This is a genomic window from Flavonifractor sp. An52 (assembly GCF_002159385.1).
Lineage (GTDB): Bacteria > Bacillota > Clostridia > Oscillospirales > Oscillospiraceae > Flavonifractor > Flavonifractor avicola.
Genome location: NZ_NFIB01000015.1, coordinates 39,653 through 59,751, shown reverse-complemented (window position 1 = coordinate 59,751; position 20,099 = coordinate 39,653). Strand labels below are relative to the sequence as shown.

General features: G+C 62.4%; 19 protein-coding genes. 7 read left to right on the top strand and 12 right to left on the bottom strand.

Annotated features, from left to right (window positions below; translation table 11 throughout):
• Window positions 1–145 precede the first annotated feature (145 nt).
• Window positions 146–625: an SLOG family protein gene (locus B5G06_RS07690; protein WP_343286357.1), complete on the top strand. Its 480-nt coding sequence runs from the start codon at window positions 146–148 to the stop codon at window positions 623–625.
• Here the strand turns inward: B5G06_RS07690 and B5G06_RS07685 are convergent.
• Both B5G06_RS07685 and B5G06_RS07680 read right to left on the bottom strand, forming a co-directional pair.
• On the bottom strand, window positions 612–1,982 hold the full coding sequence (locus B5G06_RS07685) for a penicillin-binding transpeptidase domain-containing protein (protein ID WP_087188505.1): 1,371 nt from the start codon (window positions 1,980–1,982) through the stop codon (window positions 612–614). The genes B5G06_RS07690 and B5G06_RS07685 overlap by 14 nt on opposite strands.
• Complete coding sequence (locus B5G06_RS07680; protein WP_087188504.1) at window positions 1,969–3,759, bottom strand: FtsW/RodA/SpoVE family cell cycle protein; 1,791 nt, start codon at window positions 3,757–3,759, stop codon at window positions 1,969–1,971. The genes B5G06_RS07685 and B5G06_RS07680 overlap by 14 nt, the downstream gene beginning before the upstream one ends.
• Window positions 3,760–3,968: 209 nt before the next feature.
• On the opposite strand from B5G06_RS07680, the gene yedF reads away from it, so the two are divergent.
• Together yedF and B5G06_RS07670 are read left to right on the top strand one after the other, a co-directional pair.
• On the top strand, window positions 3,969–4,568 hold the full coding sequence (gene yedF, locus B5G06_RS07675; RefSeq protein WP_087188503.1) for a sulfurtransferase-like selenium metabolism protein YedF: 600 nt from the start codon (window positions 3,969–3,971) through the stop codon (window positions 4,566–4,568).
• Entirely contained in the window at window positions 4,568–4,825 is a 258-nt protein-coding gene (locus B5G06_RS07670) for a DUF3343 domain-containing protein (RefSeq protein ID WP_087188502.1), read from the top strand. The genes yedF and B5G06_RS07670 overlap by 1 nt, the downstream gene beginning before the upstream one ends.
• Window positions 4,826–4,883: 58 nt before the next feature.
• Here B5G06_RS07670 and B5G06_RS07665 read toward each other — a convergent pair whose 3' ends face one another.
• Window positions 4,884–8,555, bottom strand: a complete 3,672-nt coding sequence (locus B5G06_RS07665) for a phosphoribosylformylglycinamidine synthase (RefSeq protein ID WP_087188501.1) — start codon at window positions 8,553–8,555, stop codon at window positions 4,884–4,886.
• Between the two features lie 360 nt (window positions 8,556–8,915).
• Here B5G06_RS07665 and B5G06_RS07660 point away from each other — a divergent pair, with 360 nt between their 5' ends.
• Window positions 8,916–9,662 carry a zinc ribbon domain-containing protein gene (locus tag B5G06_RS07660; RefSeq protein ID WP_087188500.1) on the top strand — a complete coding sequence of 249 codons (747 nt, stop codon included), beginning with the start codon at window positions 8,916–8,918 and terminating at the stop codon, window positions 9,660–9,662.
• A gap of 260 nt (window positions 9,663–9,922) precedes the next feature.
• Here the strand turns inward: B5G06_RS07660 and B5G06_RS07655 are convergent, their stop codons facing one another.
• The 8 genes from B5G06_RS07655 to B5G06_RS07620 form a co-directional block, all read right to left on the bottom strand.
• The gene (locus B5G06_RS07655) at window positions 9,923–10,783 is read right to left on the bottom strand and encodes a DUF3298 and DUF4163 domain-containing protein (protein ID WP_087188499.1); all 861 of its coding nucleotides are present in this window, start codon (window positions 10,781–10,783) and stop codon (window positions 9,923–9,925) included.
• Window positions 10,780–11,271, bottom strand: a complete 492-nt coding sequence (locus B5G06_RS07650; RefSeq protein WP_087188498.1) for an RNA polymerase sigma factor — start codon at window positions 11,269–11,271, stop codon at window positions 10,780–10,782. Before B5G06_RS07650 ends, B5G06_RS07655 begins: the two co-directional genes overlap by 4 nt.
• A gap of 18 nt (window positions 11,272–11,289) precedes the next feature.
• Window positions 11,290–12,225: a GDSL-type esterase/lipase family protein gene (locus tag B5G06_RS07645; RefSeq protein ID WP_087188497.1), complete on the bottom strand. Its 936-nt coding sequence runs from the start codon at window positions 12,223–12,225 to the stop codon at window positions 11,290–11,292.
• 150 nt (window positions 12,226–12,375) lie between these two features.
• Complete coding sequence (locus B5G06_RS07640) at window positions 12,376–12,846, bottom strand: DUF4358 domain-containing protein (RefSeq protein WP_087188496.1); 471 nt, start codon at window positions 12,844–12,846, stop codon at window positions 12,376–12,378.
• Window positions 12,843–13,724, bottom strand: a complete 882-nt coding sequence (locus B5G06_RS07635; protein ID WP_087188495.1) for a GDSL-type esterase/lipase family protein — start codon at window positions 13,722–13,724, stop codon at window positions 12,843–12,845. The genes B5G06_RS07640 and B5G06_RS07635 overlap by 4 nt, the downstream gene beginning before the upstream one ends.
• Window positions 13,725–13,745: 21 nt before the next feature.
• Entirely contained in the window at window positions 13,746–14,447 is a 702-nt protein-coding gene (locus tag B5G06_RS07630) for a YjjG family noncanonical pyrimidine nucleotidase (protein ID WP_087188494.1), read from the bottom strand.
• Complete coding sequence (locus tag B5G06_RS07625; protein WP_087188493.1) at window positions 14,444–14,920, bottom strand: threonine/serine exporter family protein; 477 nt, start codon at window positions 14,918–14,920, stop codon at window positions 14,444–14,446. Before B5G06_RS07625 ends, B5G06_RS07630 begins: the two co-directional genes overlap by 4 nt.
• Before the next feature lies 1 nt (window position 14,921).
• Window positions 14,922–15,695: a threonine/serine exporter family protein gene (locus B5G06_RS07620; protein ID WP_206406187.1), complete on the bottom strand. Its 774-nt coding sequence runs from the start codon at window positions 15,693–15,695 to the stop codon at window positions 14,922–14,924.
• Window positions 15,696–15,890: 195 nt separating this feature from the next.
• On the opposite strand from B5G06_RS07620, the gene B5G06_RS07615 reads away from it, so the two are divergent.
• The 3 genes from B5G06_RS07615 (at window position 15,891) to B5G06_RS14525 (ending at window position 18,113) form a co-directional block, all read left to right on the top strand.
• The gene (locus B5G06_RS07615) at window positions 15,891–16,571 is read left to right on the top strand and encodes a TetR/AcrR family transcriptional regulator (RefSeq protein WP_087188492.1); all 681 of its coding nucleotides are present in this window, start codon (window positions 15,891–15,893) and stop codon (window positions 16,569–16,571) included.
• A 3-nt stretch (window positions 16,572–16,574) separates the two neighbouring features.
• The gene (locus B5G06_RS07610; RefSeq protein WP_087188491.1) at window positions 16,575–17,219 is read left to right on the top strand and encodes a sugar O-acetyltransferase; all 645 of its coding nucleotides are present in this window, start codon (window positions 16,575–16,577) and stop codon (window positions 17,217–17,219) included.
• Between the two features lie 99 nt (window positions 17,220–17,318).
• Window positions 17,319–18,113, top strand: coding sequence for a DNA cytosine methyltransferase (locus tag B5G06_RS14525; protein ID WP_087188490.1), 795 nt, complete (start codon window positions 17,319–17,321; stop codon window positions 18,111–18,113).
• A gap of 54 nt (window positions 18,114–18,167) precedes the next feature.
• Here the strand turns inward: B5G06_RS14525 and B5G06_RS07600 are convergent, their stop codons facing one another.
• A complete protein-coding gene (locus B5G06_RS07600) occupies window positions 18,168–19,982 on the bottom strand; it encodes an LTA synthase family protein (RefSeq protein ID WP_242955396.1) in 1,815 nt (604 codons plus the stop codon).
• Window positions 19,983–20,099: the final 117 nt, after the last annotated feature.

Sequence of the window (20,099 nt, the reverse complement as noted above, 5' to 3'; positions counted from 1 at the left end):
AAAGTCAAGAGGATTCCCCAAGGTTTTACACATTATTCACATACGGTGTGGAAAAGTTCAGGGCGCTGCCAAACGGCAGCGCCCTGAATACGACAAAATTCGTTCTTTGCCCCGGCCTATACTGGGGAAAAAGGGGGGACTGGGTATGACCATGCGGGAACAGACCTGCTGCTTCACCGGCCACCGGGATATTCCATCCACACAGCGGCGGGCGCTGGTGGAAAACCTGGAGGAAACGGTGCGGCAGCTCATTGGCCGAGGGATTCGGTACTTTGGTGCGGGAGGGGCTCTGGGGTTTGACACCTTGGCGGCCCGGACCATACTGGGCCTTTTGAGGGAGTTTCCCCACATCAAGCTCATTCTGGTGCTGCCCTGCCCCGACCAGACCAGAGGCTGGCGGGAGGCGGACGTGGCGGAGTATGAGCGCATCAAGTCCGCCGCACACAAGGTGGTGTACACCGCCGACCGGTATACGCCGGGATGTATGCACAAACGCAACCGGCATCTGGTGGATCACAGCGGGGTGTGCGTGGCCTGGTGCACCCGGGATACCGGCGGCACCGCTTATACGGTCAACTACGCCCGGCAGCAGGGGCTGGAGGTGCTGCTGCTCAATAGCCGTTGACCAAGGCGTCCAGCACCTGAGCGGCCACGGAACCGGCCACGTCGGCGCCCGAGCCGCCGTTCTCCACCAGCACCACAAAGGCGTAGGGGGCGTCCTCGTTGCGAAGGAAGCCGGCGAACCAGGCGTGGGGGGAGTTGCCGCCTCCCACCTCGGCGGTACCGCTCTTGGCGCAGATGTCCATATTGGGGAACCGGCCGGAGCCGTAGGCGTCGATGACGTTGCGGGACATGATGTCCGCCAGGGTGGCGGCGGTGGAGGACTCAATGAGGGTGCCCGTCTTGCTGGTCCACTGAGGCAGAGAGGGCAGACCCAGTGGATTTTCCACCTTGAGGATGAGCCGGGGCACGGCGGCCTTGCCGCCGTTGGCGATGGCACCCATGTAGGTCATAATGGCGCAGGGGTTGGCCAGGTCGTTGTACTGCCCCACGCCGGCCCAGGCCAGCTGGCCGGTGGTGCCGGTGAAGTCAAATCGCCCGGCGGCGGAGGTGAGGCCGCTGACCTTATAGGAGGAGGTGAGCCCCGCCTTTTGGGTATACTTGGCCATGACCTCCGGTCCCAGCTCGGCGGCCAGCTGGCCGAACACCCCGTTGCAGGAGTTGGCCAGGGCGTCATAGATGTCTATCTCTCCATGGGCGTGAGGGCAGGTAATGGCCTCGCCCCCCACATTGGTGGAGCCGGTGCAGGTCCATCTCCGGTCAAAGAGGTCGGGGATGTTCTCAATGGCGGCGGCCAGAGTCACCGTCTTGAACACCGAGCCCGGCGGGAAGGTGCCGGAGAGGAAGCGGTTTAAATACACGCCGTCGTAGGCGGGATTGTCCTCCACATCCTCCGGCGGGTCCAGAGGGTCGTAGGTGGGGGAGGACACCATGCACAGAATTTCTCCCGTCTCATAGTTGTACACACCCACCGCGCCCTTGCGGCCCCCCAGGGCCTGGAGGGCGGTGTAGTTGAGCCGGGCGTCCAGAGTGAGGTACAGATCGTTGCCGTTGCCCAGAGGGGAGTAGGCCCCGGTGATCAGGTTGTAGCCGGACAGCTGGCTTGCAAAGGCGGTGAGGGCGCCGGTGCCGATCTTGCCCTGGGCGTCACCCACGGCGTGGAGGGTGGCCTTGCGGACGGTGGCGTTTTCGTAGTAGTGGCGGTTGCCCTCCTCGTCGGCCCAGGACAGCACGTCCCCGTCCCGGTCCAGCACCCGGCCCACCGACAGCTGGCCCTGGCTGTTGTACAGGTGGCGGTTGGCGGCAAAGGAGGCCCAGCGGTTGCCGTAGAGCACATAGCGCACCACATAGAAGCCCAGCCCCAGGATCAGGGCGGCGGCCAGGATCAGGCAGAGGAAGGCCCGTTTTTCAATCTTCTTCATAGCGGCCCTCCCACTGCTCGTTGCGTTTCATGGACAGCTGGGCGTTCTGCCGGTCCTCCTTGCGGGAGGGCAGGCGGATGGCGAAGCTGGCGTTCTGGCGGGTATCGGTGGCCTTCAGGTAGGCCAGCAGCCCCCAGGAGGCGATCATGGCGGTGCCGCCGTTGGACACGAAGGGGAAGGTGACGCCGGTCAGAGGCAGGATGTCCACCGCGCCGAACACGTTGAGGCAGGTCTGGAACACCATCATGGAGGTGGCGGCGCAGGCGGCGATGATATAGAAGGAGGACCGGCCCGCCCGGCAGGCCCGGACGGCGAATACCGCCAGAGTGACAATGGACAGGATGGCCAGAATGGCGATGATGAGGCCCCACTCCTCACACAGCATACCGAACACCAGGTCGGTGTCACCGGCGCCCACGTTGTGGAGCCAGCCCTCGCCGGGGCCCACCCCCACCAGGCCGCCGGAGGCGGCGGCCGACATGGTGCGGGTCTGCTGGTAGCCGCTGCCCACCGAGGCGTTCTCCCAGGCGTGGCCCCAGGTGGCAAACCGGCTCATGATGTAGGGCTTCACCGACAGCATGGTGAGGACCGCGAACACGCCGCCGCCGCAGATGAGGGCCAGGGTGGCCCAGTCGCCGGAGCGGAGGTAGGCGATGACCAGGAAGGTGACGAAAAAGATGGCGGCGGTGCCGAAGTCGCTCATATAGGCCAGGCAGGCCAGGGACACGCCGGTGAGCAGGATGAACAGGCCCAGGTTCCGCTTGCGGAAGAGGCGCTCCAGGGTGGCGGCTCCGGCGAAGATATAGCAGATCTTGGCGATCTCCGAGGGCTGCACGCTGATGCCGCCGATGGAGATCCAGTTGGCCGCGCCGTACTTGGGGTCGGCCAGGCCCAGCTTGTAGAGCACCACCGTCAGGCTGAGAAAGCCGATGGCCGCCCCGGCCATGAGCCAGCGGATCTTCTTGGCCCGGTCCAGGTCCCGGAGAAAGACGCCCAGGATGATGAAGAGGACCAGCCCCAGCACCACGCAGAGGAACTGCTTGAACAGGGCCCCTGTGTTGGAGGAGCAGGTGACCGAAAGAGACAGGGTGGACAGGAAGAAGGCGATGGTCTCCATCTCAAAGCCCACCCGCCGCATGGCCCGCAGCACCAGGAAGTAGAGCCACATGACCCCGGTAAAGCACAGGAAGGTGATGGGGATCATGGGGGAGGCGTCGGGGCCTTCGCTGATGATGAGCTGGATGGCGGTGAGCACCTGGAATACCGTCAGCAGCACCAGGCCCAGCCAGGGGGACACGGGGCGGGACCGGCGGCGGCTGCTGCGCCGCTTGGCCTTCTCCTCAGGGGAGAGGGGGAGCAGTACCGTCTCCACCCCGCCCACCGCCAGCACATCGCCGTACTGGACGGGTGTGGCGTCGTGGACCGGCTTGCCGTTGACGGTGACCCCGCCCTTGGAGTTTAAGTCGTAGGCGGTCCAGGTGTCGTTTTCGTTGCGGATGAGGGCGGCGTGCTGCCGGGATACCACCGGGTAGTTGAGCACCACGTCGCAGCTGCTCCCCCGGCCCAGGATATTCTCCCAGTGGGTGAGGGGCTGGTTGGCCCCGTTGGGCAGGGTGAGGTAGGCCCATACCTCGGGCAGACAGGGCACCGTCAGCAGGGAGCGGATGGTGCGGATGAGGATGAGCAGGGCCAGCACGGGAAAGACAAAGCGCACGATGGAAGTAAACCAGGCGCACAGCGCCTCGTTTCCCGCCAGCCAGCCGGTGAGAAGCTCCATACCGCTCACCTCCTTTCGCGTTGGATGATTTCAGGCCCGGCTGTCCGCCGGGCCCTTACAGTATAGCACAACTTCTCCCGCCGAAAAAGCGCAAGGGGGGTCCGGCGGTGGATTTTAAAGAATTTTTCACATTTTCTACCGGTTTTCCACCACTTGCGGCGGGGAAGATACGGGGGTATAATGAAGAAAAAACGCAGGAGGACAACAACATGGCACACATTGTAGACGCCAAGGGCAAGCCCTGCCCCACCCCGGTGATCCTGGCCAAGGGGGCCATGGCTCAGGGGCATACCGACTTTACCGTGCTGGTGAACAACCCCACCGCCGTGGAGAATCTGAAGCGCCTGGCGGACAACCAGGGCTTTGCTGTGCAAGTCCGGGAGGAAGGAGACACCTTCGCTTTGGACTTTACCAAGGGAGAGGGATGCTCCGCCTGTGAGAAGGCCGTCAACTCCCCCCTGCCTGCCGCCGGAGGAGACTGGGCGGTGTTCGTGGGCCGGGACATCATCGGCGACGGGGACCGGGAGCTGGGCACCAACCTGATGCGGATGTTCTTCTACACCCTGGCCCAGGGGGAGGACAAGCCGGGTGCGGTGCTCTTTATGAATGCCGGGGTCAAGCTGCCCACCCTGGACGAGCAGGTAGCGGACCACCTGAAGGCCCTCAGCGACAGCGGCACGGAAATTCTGGTGTGCGGCACCTGCCTCAACTTCTACGGCCTCACCGATCAGCTGAAGGTGGGCGCCGTCAGCAATATGTACGACATTGTCACCCGGATGCAGAAGGCGGCCAAGGTGATCTCCCTGTGATGGATTACGGCGTCATCACCTTTACCTCCACCTACGGGGCCATTTATGCCCAAAAAGTGCTGAAAGAGGTGGCTCCCGTCCAGGTGATGCCGGTGCTGCGGGAGATCTCCCTGGGCTGCGGCATCGCCGTCCGGTTTCAGCCGGAGGACCTGGAGGAGGTGCGCGCTGCCCTGGCCGCCTCCACTCTGAAGGAGGGGGAGTACGCCTTCTACGCCATAACAGGCAGCGGCCAAAATTTGACGGCCCAGCCCCTGTAACCGACCAAACAGCAGCAGCCCCCCGCCGTCGGCGGGGGGCTGCTGCTGTTTGTTATTCTTACTTGAAGTATTCCGCGCCGCTCTCCAGCAGAGGCTGGTGCTTGTCGCCGGGGATATTCTTGCCCACGAAAGTACCGTACCGCTCGGAGTGGCCCATCTTGCCGAACACCCGGCCGTCGGGGGAGAAGATGCCCTCGATGGCGCACAGGGAGCCGTTGGGGTTGACCTCGATGTCCATGGAGGGCACGCCATTGGCGTCCACATACTGGGTAGCCACCTGGCCGTTGGCGATGAGCTGGTCCAGCACATTCTGGGGTGCCACGAAGCGGCCCTCGCCGTGGGAGATGGGGATGGCGTGGAGGTCGCCCACGTTGGACTTGAGCATCCAGGGGGAGTTGACGCTGGCCACCCGGGTGGTAACATACCGGCTCTGGTGGCGGCCGATCAGGTTGTAGGTCAGGGTGGGGCAGTTCTCGTCCATGTCCCGGATCTCGCCGTAGGGCACCAGGCCCAGCTTGACCAGGGCCTGGAAGCCGTTGCAGATGCCCAGCATCAGGCCGTCCCGGTTCTTCAGCAGGTCGTGGACCGCGTCGGTGATGGCGGGATTGCGGAAGAAGGAACAGATGAACTTGGCGGAGCCGTCGGGCTCGTCACCGCCGGAGAAGCCGCCGGGGATAAAGATAATCTGGGCCTTGCGGATGGCGCTCTCCAGAGCCGCGGTGGACTGGAGCAGGTCGTCGGCGGTCAGGTTGCGGATGTTCACCGTCTCGGCGTCCATGCCCGCCCGCAGGCAGGCCCGGACGGAGTCATACTCGCAGTTGGTGCCGGGGAACACGGGGATGACCACCCGGGGCCGGGCGATCTTGGACTTGCACACGGCGGGGGAGCGCTCTGCCCAGGAAATGGCCTCCACCGGAGCGGCCTTGCCCGCCCGGGTGGGGTACACGTCCTCCAGCACGCTCTCGTTGAGGGAGAGCAGCTCGTCAATGGGGGCGGAATCGCCGTTGACGCTGACCACAGCGTCGGCAGTGGTGTGGCCAATCAGCAGGCCAACCTCGCACTCCTCGGTGAGCTGGGCCACAATGGCGCCGGGCATGGGGGTATCCCAGTCCAGATCGGTGTCCACAGAGGTAAAGCCGATGGCGTTGCCGAAGGCCATGTTCATGACGGCCTCGCCCAGGCCGTTCTCCACGGCCCAGGCCGCCTCCACCTTGCCAGCCTGATGGAGGGCGTACAGGGCCCTCCAGGCGGACTTGCTGTCCTCAGAGGCAAAGAGGTACACCGGCTTGCCTGCCGTCTTGAACTCGGGGGAGAGGACCTCCTTGGCCTTCACCGGGGCGATGGCGAAGGAGATGAGGGTGGGGGGCACGTCCAGGTCCAGGAAGGAGCCGGACATGGAGTCCTTGCCGCCGATGGCGGCGGCCCCCAGCTCCAGCTGGGCGTCCAGCGCGCCCAGCAGAGCGGCAAAGGGCTTGCCCCACCGCTGAGGCTCGGTGCGCAGCTTTTCAAAGAACTCCTGGAGGGTCAAATAGGCCTTCTCATAGTCGGCGCCCGCCGCCACCAGCTTGGCCACGGAGGTATACACCGCGCTGCGGGCCCCGGCGTAGGGGTTGGCGGACAGCTGGTCGGGGTCGCAGCCCCAGGCCATGACGCTGGCCTGATCGGTCTCCTGGTTGGGCTCCACGGGGAAGAGGGCGGCCATGGCCTGGGCGGGAGTGCGCTGGCTCTTGCCGCCGAAGGGCATGAGCACGCTGCCCGCGCCGATGGAGCCGTCAAACCGCTCGGTGAGGCCACGGCGGGAGGCGGACTTCAGGCTGGCGGCCATCTCCCGCAGGGTGCGGAACTTCTTCTCACTCTGGGAGGCGGCGGCCTTTTCGTCCACCTGAACGGAGGCGTGCTTCACCGCGCCGTTGGTGTTCAGGAAAGCGCGGGACAGGTTGGCCACGGTCTGGCCCCGCCAGGTCATGACCATGCGGGGGGACTCGGTGACGGTGGCCACCTGGTAGGCCTCCAGGTTTTCGGAGGCGGCAAAGTTCATCAGGGTCTGGGCGTCCTCAGGGGCAACCACCACGGCCATGCGCTCCTGAGACTCGGAGATGGCCAGCTCGGTGCCGTCCAGGCCGTCGTACTTCTTGCGGACGGCGTCCAGGTCGATGGACAGGCCGTCGGCCAGCTCGCCAATGGCCACGGACACGCCGCCGGCGCCGAAGTCGTTGCACCGCTTGATGAGGCGGGTCACATTGGGGTTGCGGAAGAGCCGCTGGAGCTTGCGCTCCTCGGGGGCGTTGCCCTTCTGGACCTCGGAGGCCATGGTGTCCAGGGAGGACAGGTTGTGGCTCTTCGAGGAGCCGGTGGCGCCGCCGATGCCGTCACGGCCGGTGCGGCCACCCAGCAGGATGACCACGTCCCCGGGGGCGGGGGTCTCACGGCGGACATGATCGGCGGGAGCCGCACCCACCACAGCGCCGCACTCCAGATGCTTGGCGATGTAGCCCTCGTGGTAGAGCTCGGCTACGTGGCCGGTGGCCAGGCCGATCTGGTTGCCGTAGGAGGAATAGCCGGCGGCGGCGGTCTGGGCGATCTTGCGCTGGGGCAGCTTGCCCTCCAGAGTCTCGCTCACCGGCACCCGGGGATCGCCGCAGCCGGTGAGGCGCATGGCCTGGTGGACATACACACGGCCGGACAGGGGGTCCCGGATGCAGCCGCCGATACAGGTGGCGGCGCCGCCGAAGGGCTCGATCTCGGTGGGGTGGTTGTGAGTCTCGTTCTTGAACATCAGCAGCCAGTCCTGCTCCTTGCCGTCCACCTGAGCGGGGACGTGGATGGAGCAGGCGTTGATCTCCTCGCTCTGGTCCAGCTCGGGCAGCAGGCCACGCTTCTTCAGGGTCTTGGCGCCGATGGTGGCAATGTCCATCAGGGTCTGGGGCCGCTTGGCCGCCTTCTCCTCGCCGTACACCTCCACACGGGCGGCCAGATAGCGGTCATAGGCCGCCTTGACGGCGGGGTCGGTGATGTCCACACTGTCCAGATGGGTGGAGAAGGTGGTGTGGCGGCAGTGATCGGACCAGTAGGTGTCCACCACCCGCACCTCGGTGAGGGTGGGGTCCCGCTGTTCCTCGTCCTTGAAGTAGGCCTGGAGGAAGGTCAGGTCCGCCAGGTCCATGGCCAGGCCGTACTGGTTGAGCAGGGCCTCCAGGCCCGCCTGATCCAACGTGCAGAAGCCCTCCAGCACCGGCACGTCAGCGGGCTCGGGGTACTGCTGGATCAGGGTCTCAGGCTTGTCCAGGGCAGCCTCCCGGCTCTCCACCGGGTTGATGAGATAACCCTTGGCGCGGGCCAAGTCATCCTGGGACAGAGCACCGGCCAGTACATAGACGGTGGCAGCCCGGACGGTGGGCCGTTCGCCGCCGGTGAGCATCTGAATACACTGGGCGCAGGAGTCGGCCCGCTGGTCGTACTGGCCCGGCAGGGCCTCCACTGCCAGCAGAGCGCCCTGGGTCTCCGGCATGGTTTCGTCCCACAGCTGGTCCACCTGCGGCTCGGACAGGATGGTGGTGCGGGCGGCCTCATAGGCACCCTGCTCCACGCCCTCCACGTCGTAGCGGCGGATAACCCGCACGCCGGTGAGGCCGCTGAGCCCCAGGGTGCCCTTCAGCTCTCCCAGCAGATGGCCGGCCTCCACGTCAAAGCCCGGCTTTTTTTCCACATAACAGCGAAATACCTTCCCCATATGTACCTCCCTTAAAACTTCCCGCGGATGGAGAGACTCCATCCTGCCCCGCGGGTGCCGCCTGTGCAACGGACGGCGCGCAAATGGCCCGGTCAGCGACTTTTTCTGGTCTGCCGGGAATGTCTCTGACATAACTATAGCACGGGGGACCGGCCTGCGGCAATAGGCAAACCGACAGAGAAAACCGGGGGAAAGTCAACAATTTCTCTTCCATCGATTTACTTTTTTCTTCAGCTATGTTATAATCTCGACAATCCGGTTCCATGTTCAAGAGAACCGGTATGCTCCGTCCTAGGGAAGCGGAGCGACAGATTGTGCGGCAGAACCCGTTTTGCCGCCACTGAGAAGGAGTGTTGTGTAATGTTCTGTCCCAAGTGCGGGAAGGAGATCCCTGACGGTTCCGCATTTTGTTCTTCCTGCGGCACCAATGTGAACACCATGGGCGGCCCCAGCGGCGCTGCCAAGCCCTCTGCGGCGGGTGCAGCCTTCAGCGGCCTGGGCGGCTTCCTGAAGGGCTATTTTGCTTCCCCTGTTCAGGCCACCCGGGATACCCTGGCCAAGCGTGACCTGGCAACTCCCCTGATCCTGATGGGCGCGCAGCTCATCGCCTGCATCCTGATGATTCTGGGCTTCTGCCTCAAGGTCAATATGATGACCGGCGGCTACGGCTCTGTACCCTTCCAGTTCTGGTTTTTCGGCGGCCTGCTGAGCGACGCCATCTGCGTGGCTGTCTTTGTGGGCCTGCTCTTTGCCGGTGCCAAGATCCTCCAGTCCTCCTGCACCTTCCAGGATGTAGTGATTGCCTGCGGCTGCCACTCCGTATTTATCACCGCCATGATGGTGATTACCTTCCTGGGCTTCCTGATCTCCATGCAGGTGGGCGCCTGGCTGCTGGTCCTCACCGTGATCCTGTGGATTGCTCTGGGTGTGTCCTCCTTCCAGATGGTGGCTCCCGAACTGGAGTCCGGCAAGTCCTGGCTGCTCTATCTGGGTGTGGTGGCTGTCACCATGATCGTGTCCGTGCTGCTGCTGGACAACGTGGTCTTCCCCGTCATTTCCGGTTCCCCTGTGGGTATGACCAGCAGCCTCTTCGGCTCCATGTTCTGATCCGTCCATACAGACAAAACACCGGGCGTGCTGCATAGCAGCGTGCCCGGTGTTTCTTTGCACAACAAAGGGCCTGTTGCAAAATAGCTGTTTTGCACAAACCTGTCATTGCGAGCCAGTGCGCACACTGGCGTGGCAATCCGTTTCCCCGGCAAAAGGGGCGGATTCCCACGAAAAACGGCCGCCCGGTGGGCGGCCGTTTTTCTCGAAATGACGGGTCTTTGTACGAGCTGCACATTTTGCAGCAGGCCCTTTGTTCTTCACTTGGTTTCAGGCAGAGGGATGCGGAACTCCTGGGCGCCCATATAGCCGGGGGCGATCTCATATTTCTCGAAGAATACCACCGGGGTGCCGTCGGCGTCCAGATAGAAGGGCTGATCGTCGGCGATGGATTCAAAGCCTCCCTCCCCCTGGAGGAAGTAGAGGTTATCCGGGTCCTGGCTGCGGCGGTCGATCTCGGCGGAAATCACGGAATTGGCAATCTCCTTGTAGTCGGGGCCCAGCAGATCCCGGAGGGTGATCTCCCGCCCGGCCTGGAGGTCAATGTTGTAGGTGTAATATTCGGTGTAGGCGCTGGCCAGAGTTTCGGTTTTGGTGATGACAAAGGAGAGGTAGCGGTCGTTCTGGCACTTGATCTCGTAGTCCACACTGATGATGATGGGCATAAAGTCGTCGGGGTCGCCGCCGGTGGCCACATAGGCCTCCCTGGTGTCCCGGGCCCGGTCCTCCGCCTCCTGGAGGACCTGATCGATGCGGGTGGAGATCTCGGTATTGACCCGCTGTTCCAGATCGGTGTCGCCGGCCAGGTCCAGGGCGGGCAGGCGCACATCAATGAGATGGTCCCGGTCCTCCACGGTGTACTGGGTGACGGTGAATACCCGGGCCAGATCGCCCAGTACCGGCACGTCGGCCACGGCCTGGGCAAAGGTAGGGTTGACGTTGACCAGCAGCACGAAGCAGGCGCAGGCGGCCAGTCCGGCGGACAGGCTCCGCCGCAGGCCACGGTGCTGCCGCCGCTTCTTCTCCCCCGCCCGCAGGGCGGAGGCAACGGCGAATTCCAGTTCCGGGGGTGTATCGGTGTTCCGGTACTGCTGCCTGGCCTCTTCCCACAGATCCTTCATGTGGTTACCTCCTCTCCGGTGAGATCCCGCAGCTTGCGCAGGCTTTTGTACAGGCGGGATTTGACGGTGTTCAGGTTGGTGCCGGTGATGTGTGCGATCTCTTCCAGCTTCATGTCCTCAAAAAAGCGCAGTTTGATGATGGCCTGCTCCTTGGGGTCCAGCCGGTCGATGGCGGCGTACAGGTCCAGCAGCTCCGCCGGATCGCTGGCGGGGGCGGGCCCGTCGGCCACCGACTCCTCCAGAGGGACCAGCAGCTTGCTGCGACGATAGTGGTTCATGCTCTCATTGAGCAGGATGCGGTAAAACCAGGTTTTCAGGTACTCCGGCTGCCGGAGGGAATCCGACTTGGACAGGGCCCGGACGATGCTCTCCTGGACCACATCCAGGGCAGCGTCCCGATTTTTGACATAGCTGAACGCCAGGCGGTAGAAATCCTCCTGGTGGGCGATAATATACTCGTTCAGCTGCTGCCGGATGTTGTTGTCCAATGCCGGGGTACGCTCCTTTTATTGGGCCGCTGTCTGACCCGCCTGATAGGCCTCGGGGGTCACGGTGTGGCACATGAGATATTCCAGCCACTTCTGATACCAGGCCTTGGTGAAGTGGACCCCGTCCACGGTGGCCTCGGCGGGCAGAATGCCGTTTTCGTCACTGAGGGCGGTCTTGACATCTACCAGGGCTACCTGGCACTCCTCCGCCAGCTTGGGGAACACGCTGTTAAAGTCGGCCACCCGGTCGTTGTTCACATAGGAGGGCTGGTTCTTCTGGGCGCAGATCTCCGGGTTGACGGGCACCAGATTCTGCAGGTAGATGATGGCGTCGGGCTGGGCGGACTTGACCTCCTCCAGGAAGGACTTGAAGGCCTTGTAGAAGCTGTCGGTGCCGGGATAGCCCAGCTCGTTGACACCCAGGGAGATGTAGATCTTCTTGTACTGGGGGCCCTTCTCCAGAGCCTCCACCACGGTGTACTTGCCGCCGTTCATCTCCACCACCTGGCGCTTGCTCATGTCGAAAATGTTCAGACCCTTGTAGCAGTAGAAGGTGGCGCCTTTGATGCCGCTGTAGATCTGCAGGCCATCGGTGCGGGAGTCGCCGATGAACAGGGCGTCGGAGAAGTAGTCCATCTCCACCGGCTCGGACTGGGGCACCGGCTGGGTGAAGTCAAAGACGGCCGCGGGAGAGGGCACGGGGGTGGCGGTGGGCGTGGGCTCCACAGCCGGAGACTCCGACGGGGCGGCGGAGGGCTCGGTCACCGGTGCGGAGGGGGTGACCTCGGGCTGCACGGAGGGGGTAACCTCGGCGGCGGGGGGAGCGCTCTTGCCCGCGGAGGGGATGAGCAGCAGACAGACGCATACCGCTGCGGCGGCAATGAGCAGGGGCAGGGTGGCGCCGGGGCCATTTCTCTTGTTTTTCATGCGTTTGGGATGATAGGACTGGGACAATGAAGACACCTCGATCTGTATAAACTGGACCCGGCCGGGGGTCTTGTGTTTGCATCTGTTAGACGGCAGGGGCCAGTGAAAAGTTGAGGGAAAGCCAGTTTATTTTTTCAGAAAAAACGCCGGGGTATCCCCGGCGTTTTTGGGTGGGACTCAGTTCAGGCTGTCCAGCACGCTGCGAGCGGCGTCAGCGTCGGCGGCCACCACCAGCAGGGCGGTGTTGCCGGTCTGCTCCACGATGGCGTGGTTGAGCTTGTCCACCTCTCCGGGCATATAGCTCTCCAGGGCGGTGATCTGATCGCTGACCCGCTTGTCCAGGGCCTCCTTGGCGGTTTTGGCGGCTGCCTCGTCAGTGAGGGTGAGCACGGCGATCTCCTCCGCGCCCATGGACAGGGAGGTGTAAACCACGCAGTCGGTGATGGTGGAGGCGTCAATGCCGTACATGGTGGCGGCGGTGTCCTTGTCCAGGGTGTCCAGGGTGTCGCTGAAGGCGTCGGACTCCAGCAGAGCCTTGGCGGTGGCGGCAGGGTCATAGCTCTTGGCGCTTCCACCGCCTCCGCAGGCGGAAAGGGTCAGGCACAGGGCAAGCACGCCGGGCAGCAGTCGGGTCAACAGGTTCTTCATGGTTCTTTATCTCCTTCCATATCATCCGCATGGGTCTGTCCGGCCTGGTAGATCGCCGGGTCCACGGTGTGTTCCATCAGACAGGTCAGCCATGTTTCATACCAGGGACGCTTGAAGTGGATGCCGTCCGACGTGGCGTCGTCCGGCAGGGGGCCGTCGGCGGTGAGGGCGCTGTACACGTCCACCAGCACCACCTGATGCTCCCGGGCCAGCTGGGCAAACAGCTGATTAAAGGCCTCTACCCGGGCGTTGGTGATGCAGGAGGCCTGACCGTAGGCCTTGCATTTGGCCTCGTCCACCGGGGCCAGATTTTGCAGATAGACCACGGCATTGGGCTGAAGGGCCTTTACCTCCTCTATAAAGACGCCGAAGGTGCGCAAATAGTTTTCCTCATTGTAATAACCCAGCTCATTCATACCGAAGGCTATGTAGACCTTGCCGAACTGGGGACCCTTCTCCAGGGCTTCCACAATGGAATAGTCCTGTCCGTCCAGCGTCACCAGGCCGGGATTGTTCACCCCGAAAATACTCAGTCCGGTGTAGACGTAGAAGGTGGCGCCCTGGATGCCGCTGTACAGCTCCAGTCCCTGGGTGCGGGAGTCGCCGATGAACAGGGCATCAGAGAAGTAGTCCATGTCCACCGGGTCGGTCTTGGGGGCGGGCTGGGTAAAATCAAAGGCAGGCGTAGGGGTAGGTGTAGGCGTGGGAGTGACGGTGGCCGTGGGGAGGGGATCAGCCCCCTCCGCCGGGGCGCGGCTGAGCACCGGAACGGTCACCAGAACCACACCCAACGCAATGGCCGCCAGCACCAGGGGCAGACGGCGGCGGGGCGGCGGAGAGGAGTTGCCGGTAAGCTGGGAATAGAGCGAGCGGGACAAACAAAACACCTCGTTTGAAGTTTAAAAATCAGGGCCGTCCAGCACCAGCGGCAGCAGTTCCTCCAGCCTGGCGATCTCCCAGGTAGGGGTAACGGGGCCGGGGTTGGGCAGATGGCGGGGGTTGTACCAGGCGGTATCCAGCCCCATGGCGGCGGCGCCGCCGATGTCGGAGGTCAGGTTATCCCCCACCATCAGGGCCCGGCTCAGGTCGGTGATGCCCAGGGCGTCCAGCACCGGTCGGAAGAAGGCGGGGCTGGGCTTGGAAGCGCCGATCTCCTCGGAGATAAAGAGATGGGGAATGAGTTCTTTCAGGGGGGAGCGGTCAAACCGGCCCCGCTGGGCCCGGGCCACGCCGTTGGTGAGGATGGCAAGAGTGCAGTGCTTCCCCAGGGCCCGGCAGACCTCCTGGGCGCCGGGGAGGAGAAAGGACTGCTCGCCCAGCCGGTCCAGATAGGTCCGGTTGAGGGCGGCGGGGTCGGCGTCCACCCCCAGGGCGGCGGTGAGCCGGGCAAAGCGCTCCACCACCAGCCACTCCCGGGTGGCCTCCCCCCGGTCCAGCATGGCCCACAGGGCGCTGTTGATGGACACATAGAGGGCCTCGGTCTCCGGGGGACAGGGGATGGAGAAGGCCTCCAGAGCCAGGCGCAGGGCCTCGTGCTCCGAGCGATCAAAATCGAACAGGGTATTATCCGCGTCCAGCAGAACGAAATCGTAGCGTCTCATGGGTGTTTGCCTCCTGACAGGCCCCGCCGGTGATTCTGGTAGTTGGTGACCAGGCGGGCCAGGGAGGCCACCATCAGCACGCCCACCGCCAGGGCTCCGGCCAGGCCCAGGGTGTGGAGCAGAGACTCCAGGAACAGGGAGGTCTCCCCGCTCATGGCGTGCTCCATGGTGTAGTAGATGCCGCCGCCGGGCACCAGGGGAAAGAGGGCCACCAGCAGATAGCTGGTCACCGGGCACCGGCGCAGACGGGCCATGATCTCCGACCAGGCGGAGATGGCCAGGGCGGCGAAAAAGGACTGGATGATGTCGCTGTGGACCAGGGGGGCGGCCAGCAGATAGACCAGCCAGCCAAGAGCCCCGCCGCCGGCGCAGATGAGCATACCGGCGGCTCCGTGGATGTTGAACAGCAGGGAAAAGCCGATGCAGGCCAGGAAGGCGTAGATACAGGGCAGATAGTAGGTAAACTCTTCCATGTCAGCCTCCCATCAGCATTCGGATCAGGCCCAGGGCCAGAGCGGTGCCCAGGGCGATGGCTGCTCCGATGAGCAGGGCCTCGGCGGCCTTGCTGATGCCGGCCACCATATCACCGGCCATAATATCCCGCATGGCGTTGGTAAAGGCAATGCCGGGCACCAGGGCCATCAGGGCGCCGATGATGATGCTGTCGGAATTCTGGCCAATGCCGGCGGCAGTAAGGGCCAGGGCCACAAAGGCGGACACCGCCGCGCCGGCGATGGTTTTGAAAAAGAGGTTGGCCCCCAGCTTGGAGGTGAAGGCCATACACAGGCAGATCACCATGCCGCAGAGTCCGCCGCACAGACCGTCCCATACCGAGCCGCCGTAGAACAGGGAGAACATCCCGCAGCCCAGGAAGTGGGCCAGCAGCTGGACGGGCAGGGAGTAGACCTTATGGGTGCGCTCGATCTCCCGCATACTGTCCAGGGCCTCCTCAAAGGGGGGCGTCTCCCGGCACAGGCGGCGGCACAGATCGTTGTACCGCTCCAGCAGGTAGATGTCGGTGCCGTGGTTGGGCATCCGGCGGATCTGGGTCATAGGTTCCCCCTGGGGAGAGGTGAGACTGACGATGATGCAGTTGGGGATGGCAAAGACCTCCCCCCGCTCGGCCCCATAGGCCTGGAGCAGGCGGCTGATGGACTCCTCCACCCGGTAGATCTCCGCTCCGCTGAGCATGAGCCGGAAGCCCATTTCGCTTACGATTTCCAGCAGCTCGTTGTAGTCCGGCTTCAACGGGGAGACCTCCTTTCTGCAAAAAAGCGCGGTGTTCCGGTGGACACCGGTTTACAGCTTATCACATTTCCCCCGGGATATCCATACCTTTCTCAGAAATATTACGCCCCCCCTGAAAAAAGGGAAGTATTGAATGTAAAAATAGGATTTGGTACAATAACGGTATCAAGAAAGAGAGGAAAGAGAGGTGGTCTTATGCCGCCCAGGGAAAAGACGCCTGCGGAAAAAGCAGCAGAAAAAGCCCGTATTCTGGACGCCGCCCTGGACATCCTTGCGGCCGACGGCTATGAGGGCCTGACCATGCGCCGCCTGGGGCAGAAAATCGGCGCCTCAGCCACCAAGATCTATCTCTATTTTGTCAACAAGGATGAGGTATATCTGTCGGTGGTGATTGAGGGCTACCGCCAGCTGTGCGACAGTCTGCGGCAGGCCATGGAAACCGTCTCCGGCGGGGAGGCTCAGTTTGACGCCTTCCTGCACACCTATCTGGAGTTTGCGTGGAGCCACCCCACCTTTTACGAGGTGATGGCGCTGAAAAAGGTCCCCATGCAGGCCGATTACGCCGGTACGGAGATGGAGGAGGTGGCCCGGCGGAAGTATGAGGCGGGGATGGAGGTCTTTACCCTCACCCGGCAGGTGATGGAGCACTATCTGAGCGACAAGGGATATACCCTCCAGGTGTCCCGGGACGCGGCGGCCTTCTCCATCATCGTATTTCTCAACGGGCTGCTCAATACCTACTACAACAGGCTGGCTCACACCGTATTTTCCGACCTGGATCAGCTGCTGGGCGACTGCATCCGGCTGCTGAAAAATTCCTTCCGCAACAGCGCGCTGTCGGAAGGGGACCAATTCCAAGGCAAATCAGGTGAATGAAGCATGACGGAGGAAGAAAAGATCTTTGCGGGGAAGATGTTCGATCCCCGGCGGCAGGAGCTGAAGGACCTGAAGCACAAGGCCCATGAGGCCTGCCGGAAGTACAATTCCATGGACGAGTACGACCCTGACCGGGGGGAAGTGATCCGGGCCATTCTGGGCCGGGCGGGCAAGGCCTGCTACTTCCAGGGCCCTGTCCAGTTTAACTACGGCTGCCATACCTTTATTGGAGAGAACTTTTTCGCCAACTTCAATTTGATGGTGATGGATGATGCCAGGGTATTCATCGGGGACAACGTGTGCTTTGGGCCCAACGTGTCCCTGATGGCCACCAACCACCCCCTGCCCGCCCAGGAGCGCACCGGCCTGGACGGGGAGGGCCGCACCACCATGGCGGAGTTTGCCCGGGAGATCCACATCGGCAGCGGGGTGTGGCTGGCCTGCAACGTGGTGGTGCTGGACGGCGTCACCATCGGGGACGGAGCGGTGATCGGCGCGGGCAGTGTGGTCACCAAGGACATCCCCGCCGGCTGGCTGGCTTACGGCAATCCCTGCCGCCCCATCCGCCCCATTACGATCGCCGACAGCAAACGGGAGCTGATCCTGGAGGAGGATCTGGACCACTTTGCCTGGAATCTTACAACATAAAAAAGTGCGCCGCATCTGCGGCGCGCTTTTTTCAGAAATTGCAGATGGATTTTACCTCTCTTTGGCGGAATGATTTGAGAAGTTATAGGAGAGCTTGCTATGGCACTGAATGCAAATATTCTGTTTGAGCTCCACGAAAACGAACTGCCGGAATATCCGCAGTTTCCCTTGACATTTGAAAAAGAAGGGCACCATTTTGAAGTGTTTAGGGCATACACAGATTGCTTGTATTCCGCGTATGGAACAAAATGGAATGGCAATGCTGCCGCATATAACGGCTCGTTATTTGTGGTTCAGGATCACCGCATCCGTCGGTTGTCTCCCCTTGAAACAGAGCGCCTGATGGGATTCCCTGATCATTACACCGATCTTCCGAAAGCAAAAAAGACCAACCGATACCAGAGCACAGGAAATTCTTGGGCTGTACCGGTTGTCCGCTGGATCGGCAATCGCTTGATTCACGAAAACAGGCTTGGAATTAATCTCGATTCCTTCCAATTTGCGTTATGCGCCCGTTCTGTCCGCATTTCCGATACCCAGGTTTTTTATGATTTTGGAAAAGACATTGTTCCTTTGGAGAACGGCTTGTCCTTGAATTGTTCTGCAACACCTGAGAACTGCACCTTTGCAGGAATGGACAGCATCGTATCTCCCGATGCGCCTGAAGATATTTATATTTCTCCCGTTGGTTGTTTTGGAATCATCCGCAGAAAAAAGGAACGGAATCTGAAAATCAATGCCCGGCTTGAGGAAGTGCTGCTTTCTATCTCATCCCAGATGTCCCCTGAAGAGATTGAAAAAAGATCCCGTGTGCAGCGCCGGGGACGTTTCAGCACACCAAATGAAGCAAAAGAGGCAGAGGTACAAAAATGTGCTGCCTGTGCAGGGGAATAAGAAACTCATAAAAATAGGGCTGGCACCTAAGGTGCCAGCCCTATTTTTTGATGTTTATGGATCAAAAACGGCGCTTCGCCGTCCGCCCCCTCCAAACAGGTTGTTGTACTGTATCTGCTGGTAGTCCTCAATGAGGGCGGCGTAGTCGTTGGTCTCCAGATGGCTGTGGGCCTGCCCGGCTGTGTCCATATAGCCCACAAAGGTGAGGGCAGGCAGCTGCTGCTGGAGCTGCCACAGATAGCCGTCGTACACCGTGCCCTCAATGCCGGCGTACCGCAGCAGATAGAGGCTCAAAAAGTTCAGACTGGTGATCTCCGGGCCCTCCTCCGGCAGGGGATAGTTGGCCCAGATCACAAAGGGCGTCTTATACTTGCCCATGTACTGATTCATGTTCATCTGGTCCTGGGTGACGCCGTAGGCCTTGTCCAGGAAGCCCTGCTCCACCGAGGGCTGGTGGTCGCCAAACATGAGGATGATGGTGGGTTCCTCCTGGTTCTGGAAATACTCCACCAGAGTGCGGAAGGCCTGGTCGGTCTTGTTGGCCAGGGTGAGGTACTGCTCGGCCTGGGGATACTTGCCCGGCTGGTCGGTGAGGGTGACCTGGGCGGGATAGTCCTCGGCGGTGTAGCTGCCGTGGTTCTGGATGGTGACGTTGAACAGGAAGAGGGGTTTGCCCTCCTCCTTGCGCTCAAACTCCCAGATGATCTGCTGGAAATCGGACTGATCGCTGACATAGCCGTGCTCCATGGTCTGGGCCACGTCCATGTCCTCCACACACTTGAACTGGTCAAAGCCCAGTTGGGGATAGGCCAGGTTGCGCTGCCAGGAGGTGCGCTCACCAGGGTGGAAGGCCAGGGTGTCATACCCCTGGGCCTTCAGCAGGGAGGCCAGAGAGGCGGTGGGCCCCAGCACATACTGCTGGTAGGGAATGCTGCCCGAGGGCAGGAAGGCCATGGTGTTGCCGGTGAGGAACTCAAACTCGCTGGCGCTGGTACCCGCCCCGAATACCGAGGTATAGGTGTGGCCGAAGATGGAATTGTCCAGGGAGCGGATGTAGTCGGTGACGCTCTCGCTGAGCTGCAGGTTGCCGTAGGACTCAAAATCGGCCCAGGACTCGTTCATGATGGCGATGATGTTGGGCTTTTGGACCGACACCGCCGCCGGCTCCAGGGCCTCCACCCCCTCCAGCAGGGTATCCACGTTCTCCGGAGAGTAGCCCTCCGGCTCTTCCACCTCCAGAAACTCGGTATTGCGGTAAAAGACGGCCAGGCAGCCGCCGGTGCGGTAGGCCCCCGCCTGATCCCACACGTCGGTCTTGACCCCCAGCTTCTCCAGCTTTTCCGAGGGTAGCAGGAACATGAGGCAGGCCAGCCCCGCCGCCAGACAGGCCAGCCGCAGGGGCAGGCGCTTCCGGGTGGTGAGCCGCAGCCGGGCCTTGCGCCGCTCCGGGTGGAGGAATACCACCAGGGCGGCCGCCAGAAAGATGGCGACTCCCATCTGCCAGGTGAGGAACAGGTGGTAGTTGCCCGCCACGCTGGCGGCGGTGCCCAGGGCGGAGAAATCCCAGGGCAGGATGGGGGTGCCCCGGAAGGTGTTGACAAAGCAGTTGGCGGCGCCCCAGGACCCGGCGGCGATGTGGATACCGATGGTGCAGGGGGCGATGCGCCCCACCAGGGCGCACAGCAGCCAGAACAACAGAGCCACGCACAGGGCGTTGGCCACCAGTACGGGGAAGGTCAGAGCAAAAGGATTGGCTCCGTATGTAAACTGCATGAGCCACACGGCGGTAAAGGGGGTCAAAAGCAGAAAGACCGCCTGCCACAGCCGGTCCTTGCGCAGCAGGGAAAGGATTTGTTCACGGTTCATCATAGTATGGTACTCCGGTCATTTGGGAAGATAGTGTGCCATTATAGCGCAAAAAGTTGGTCTTGTCAAAGCCGACCGGTGAAAAAGAAACGGAAAACGTCCCCCGGTACAGTTTGTACC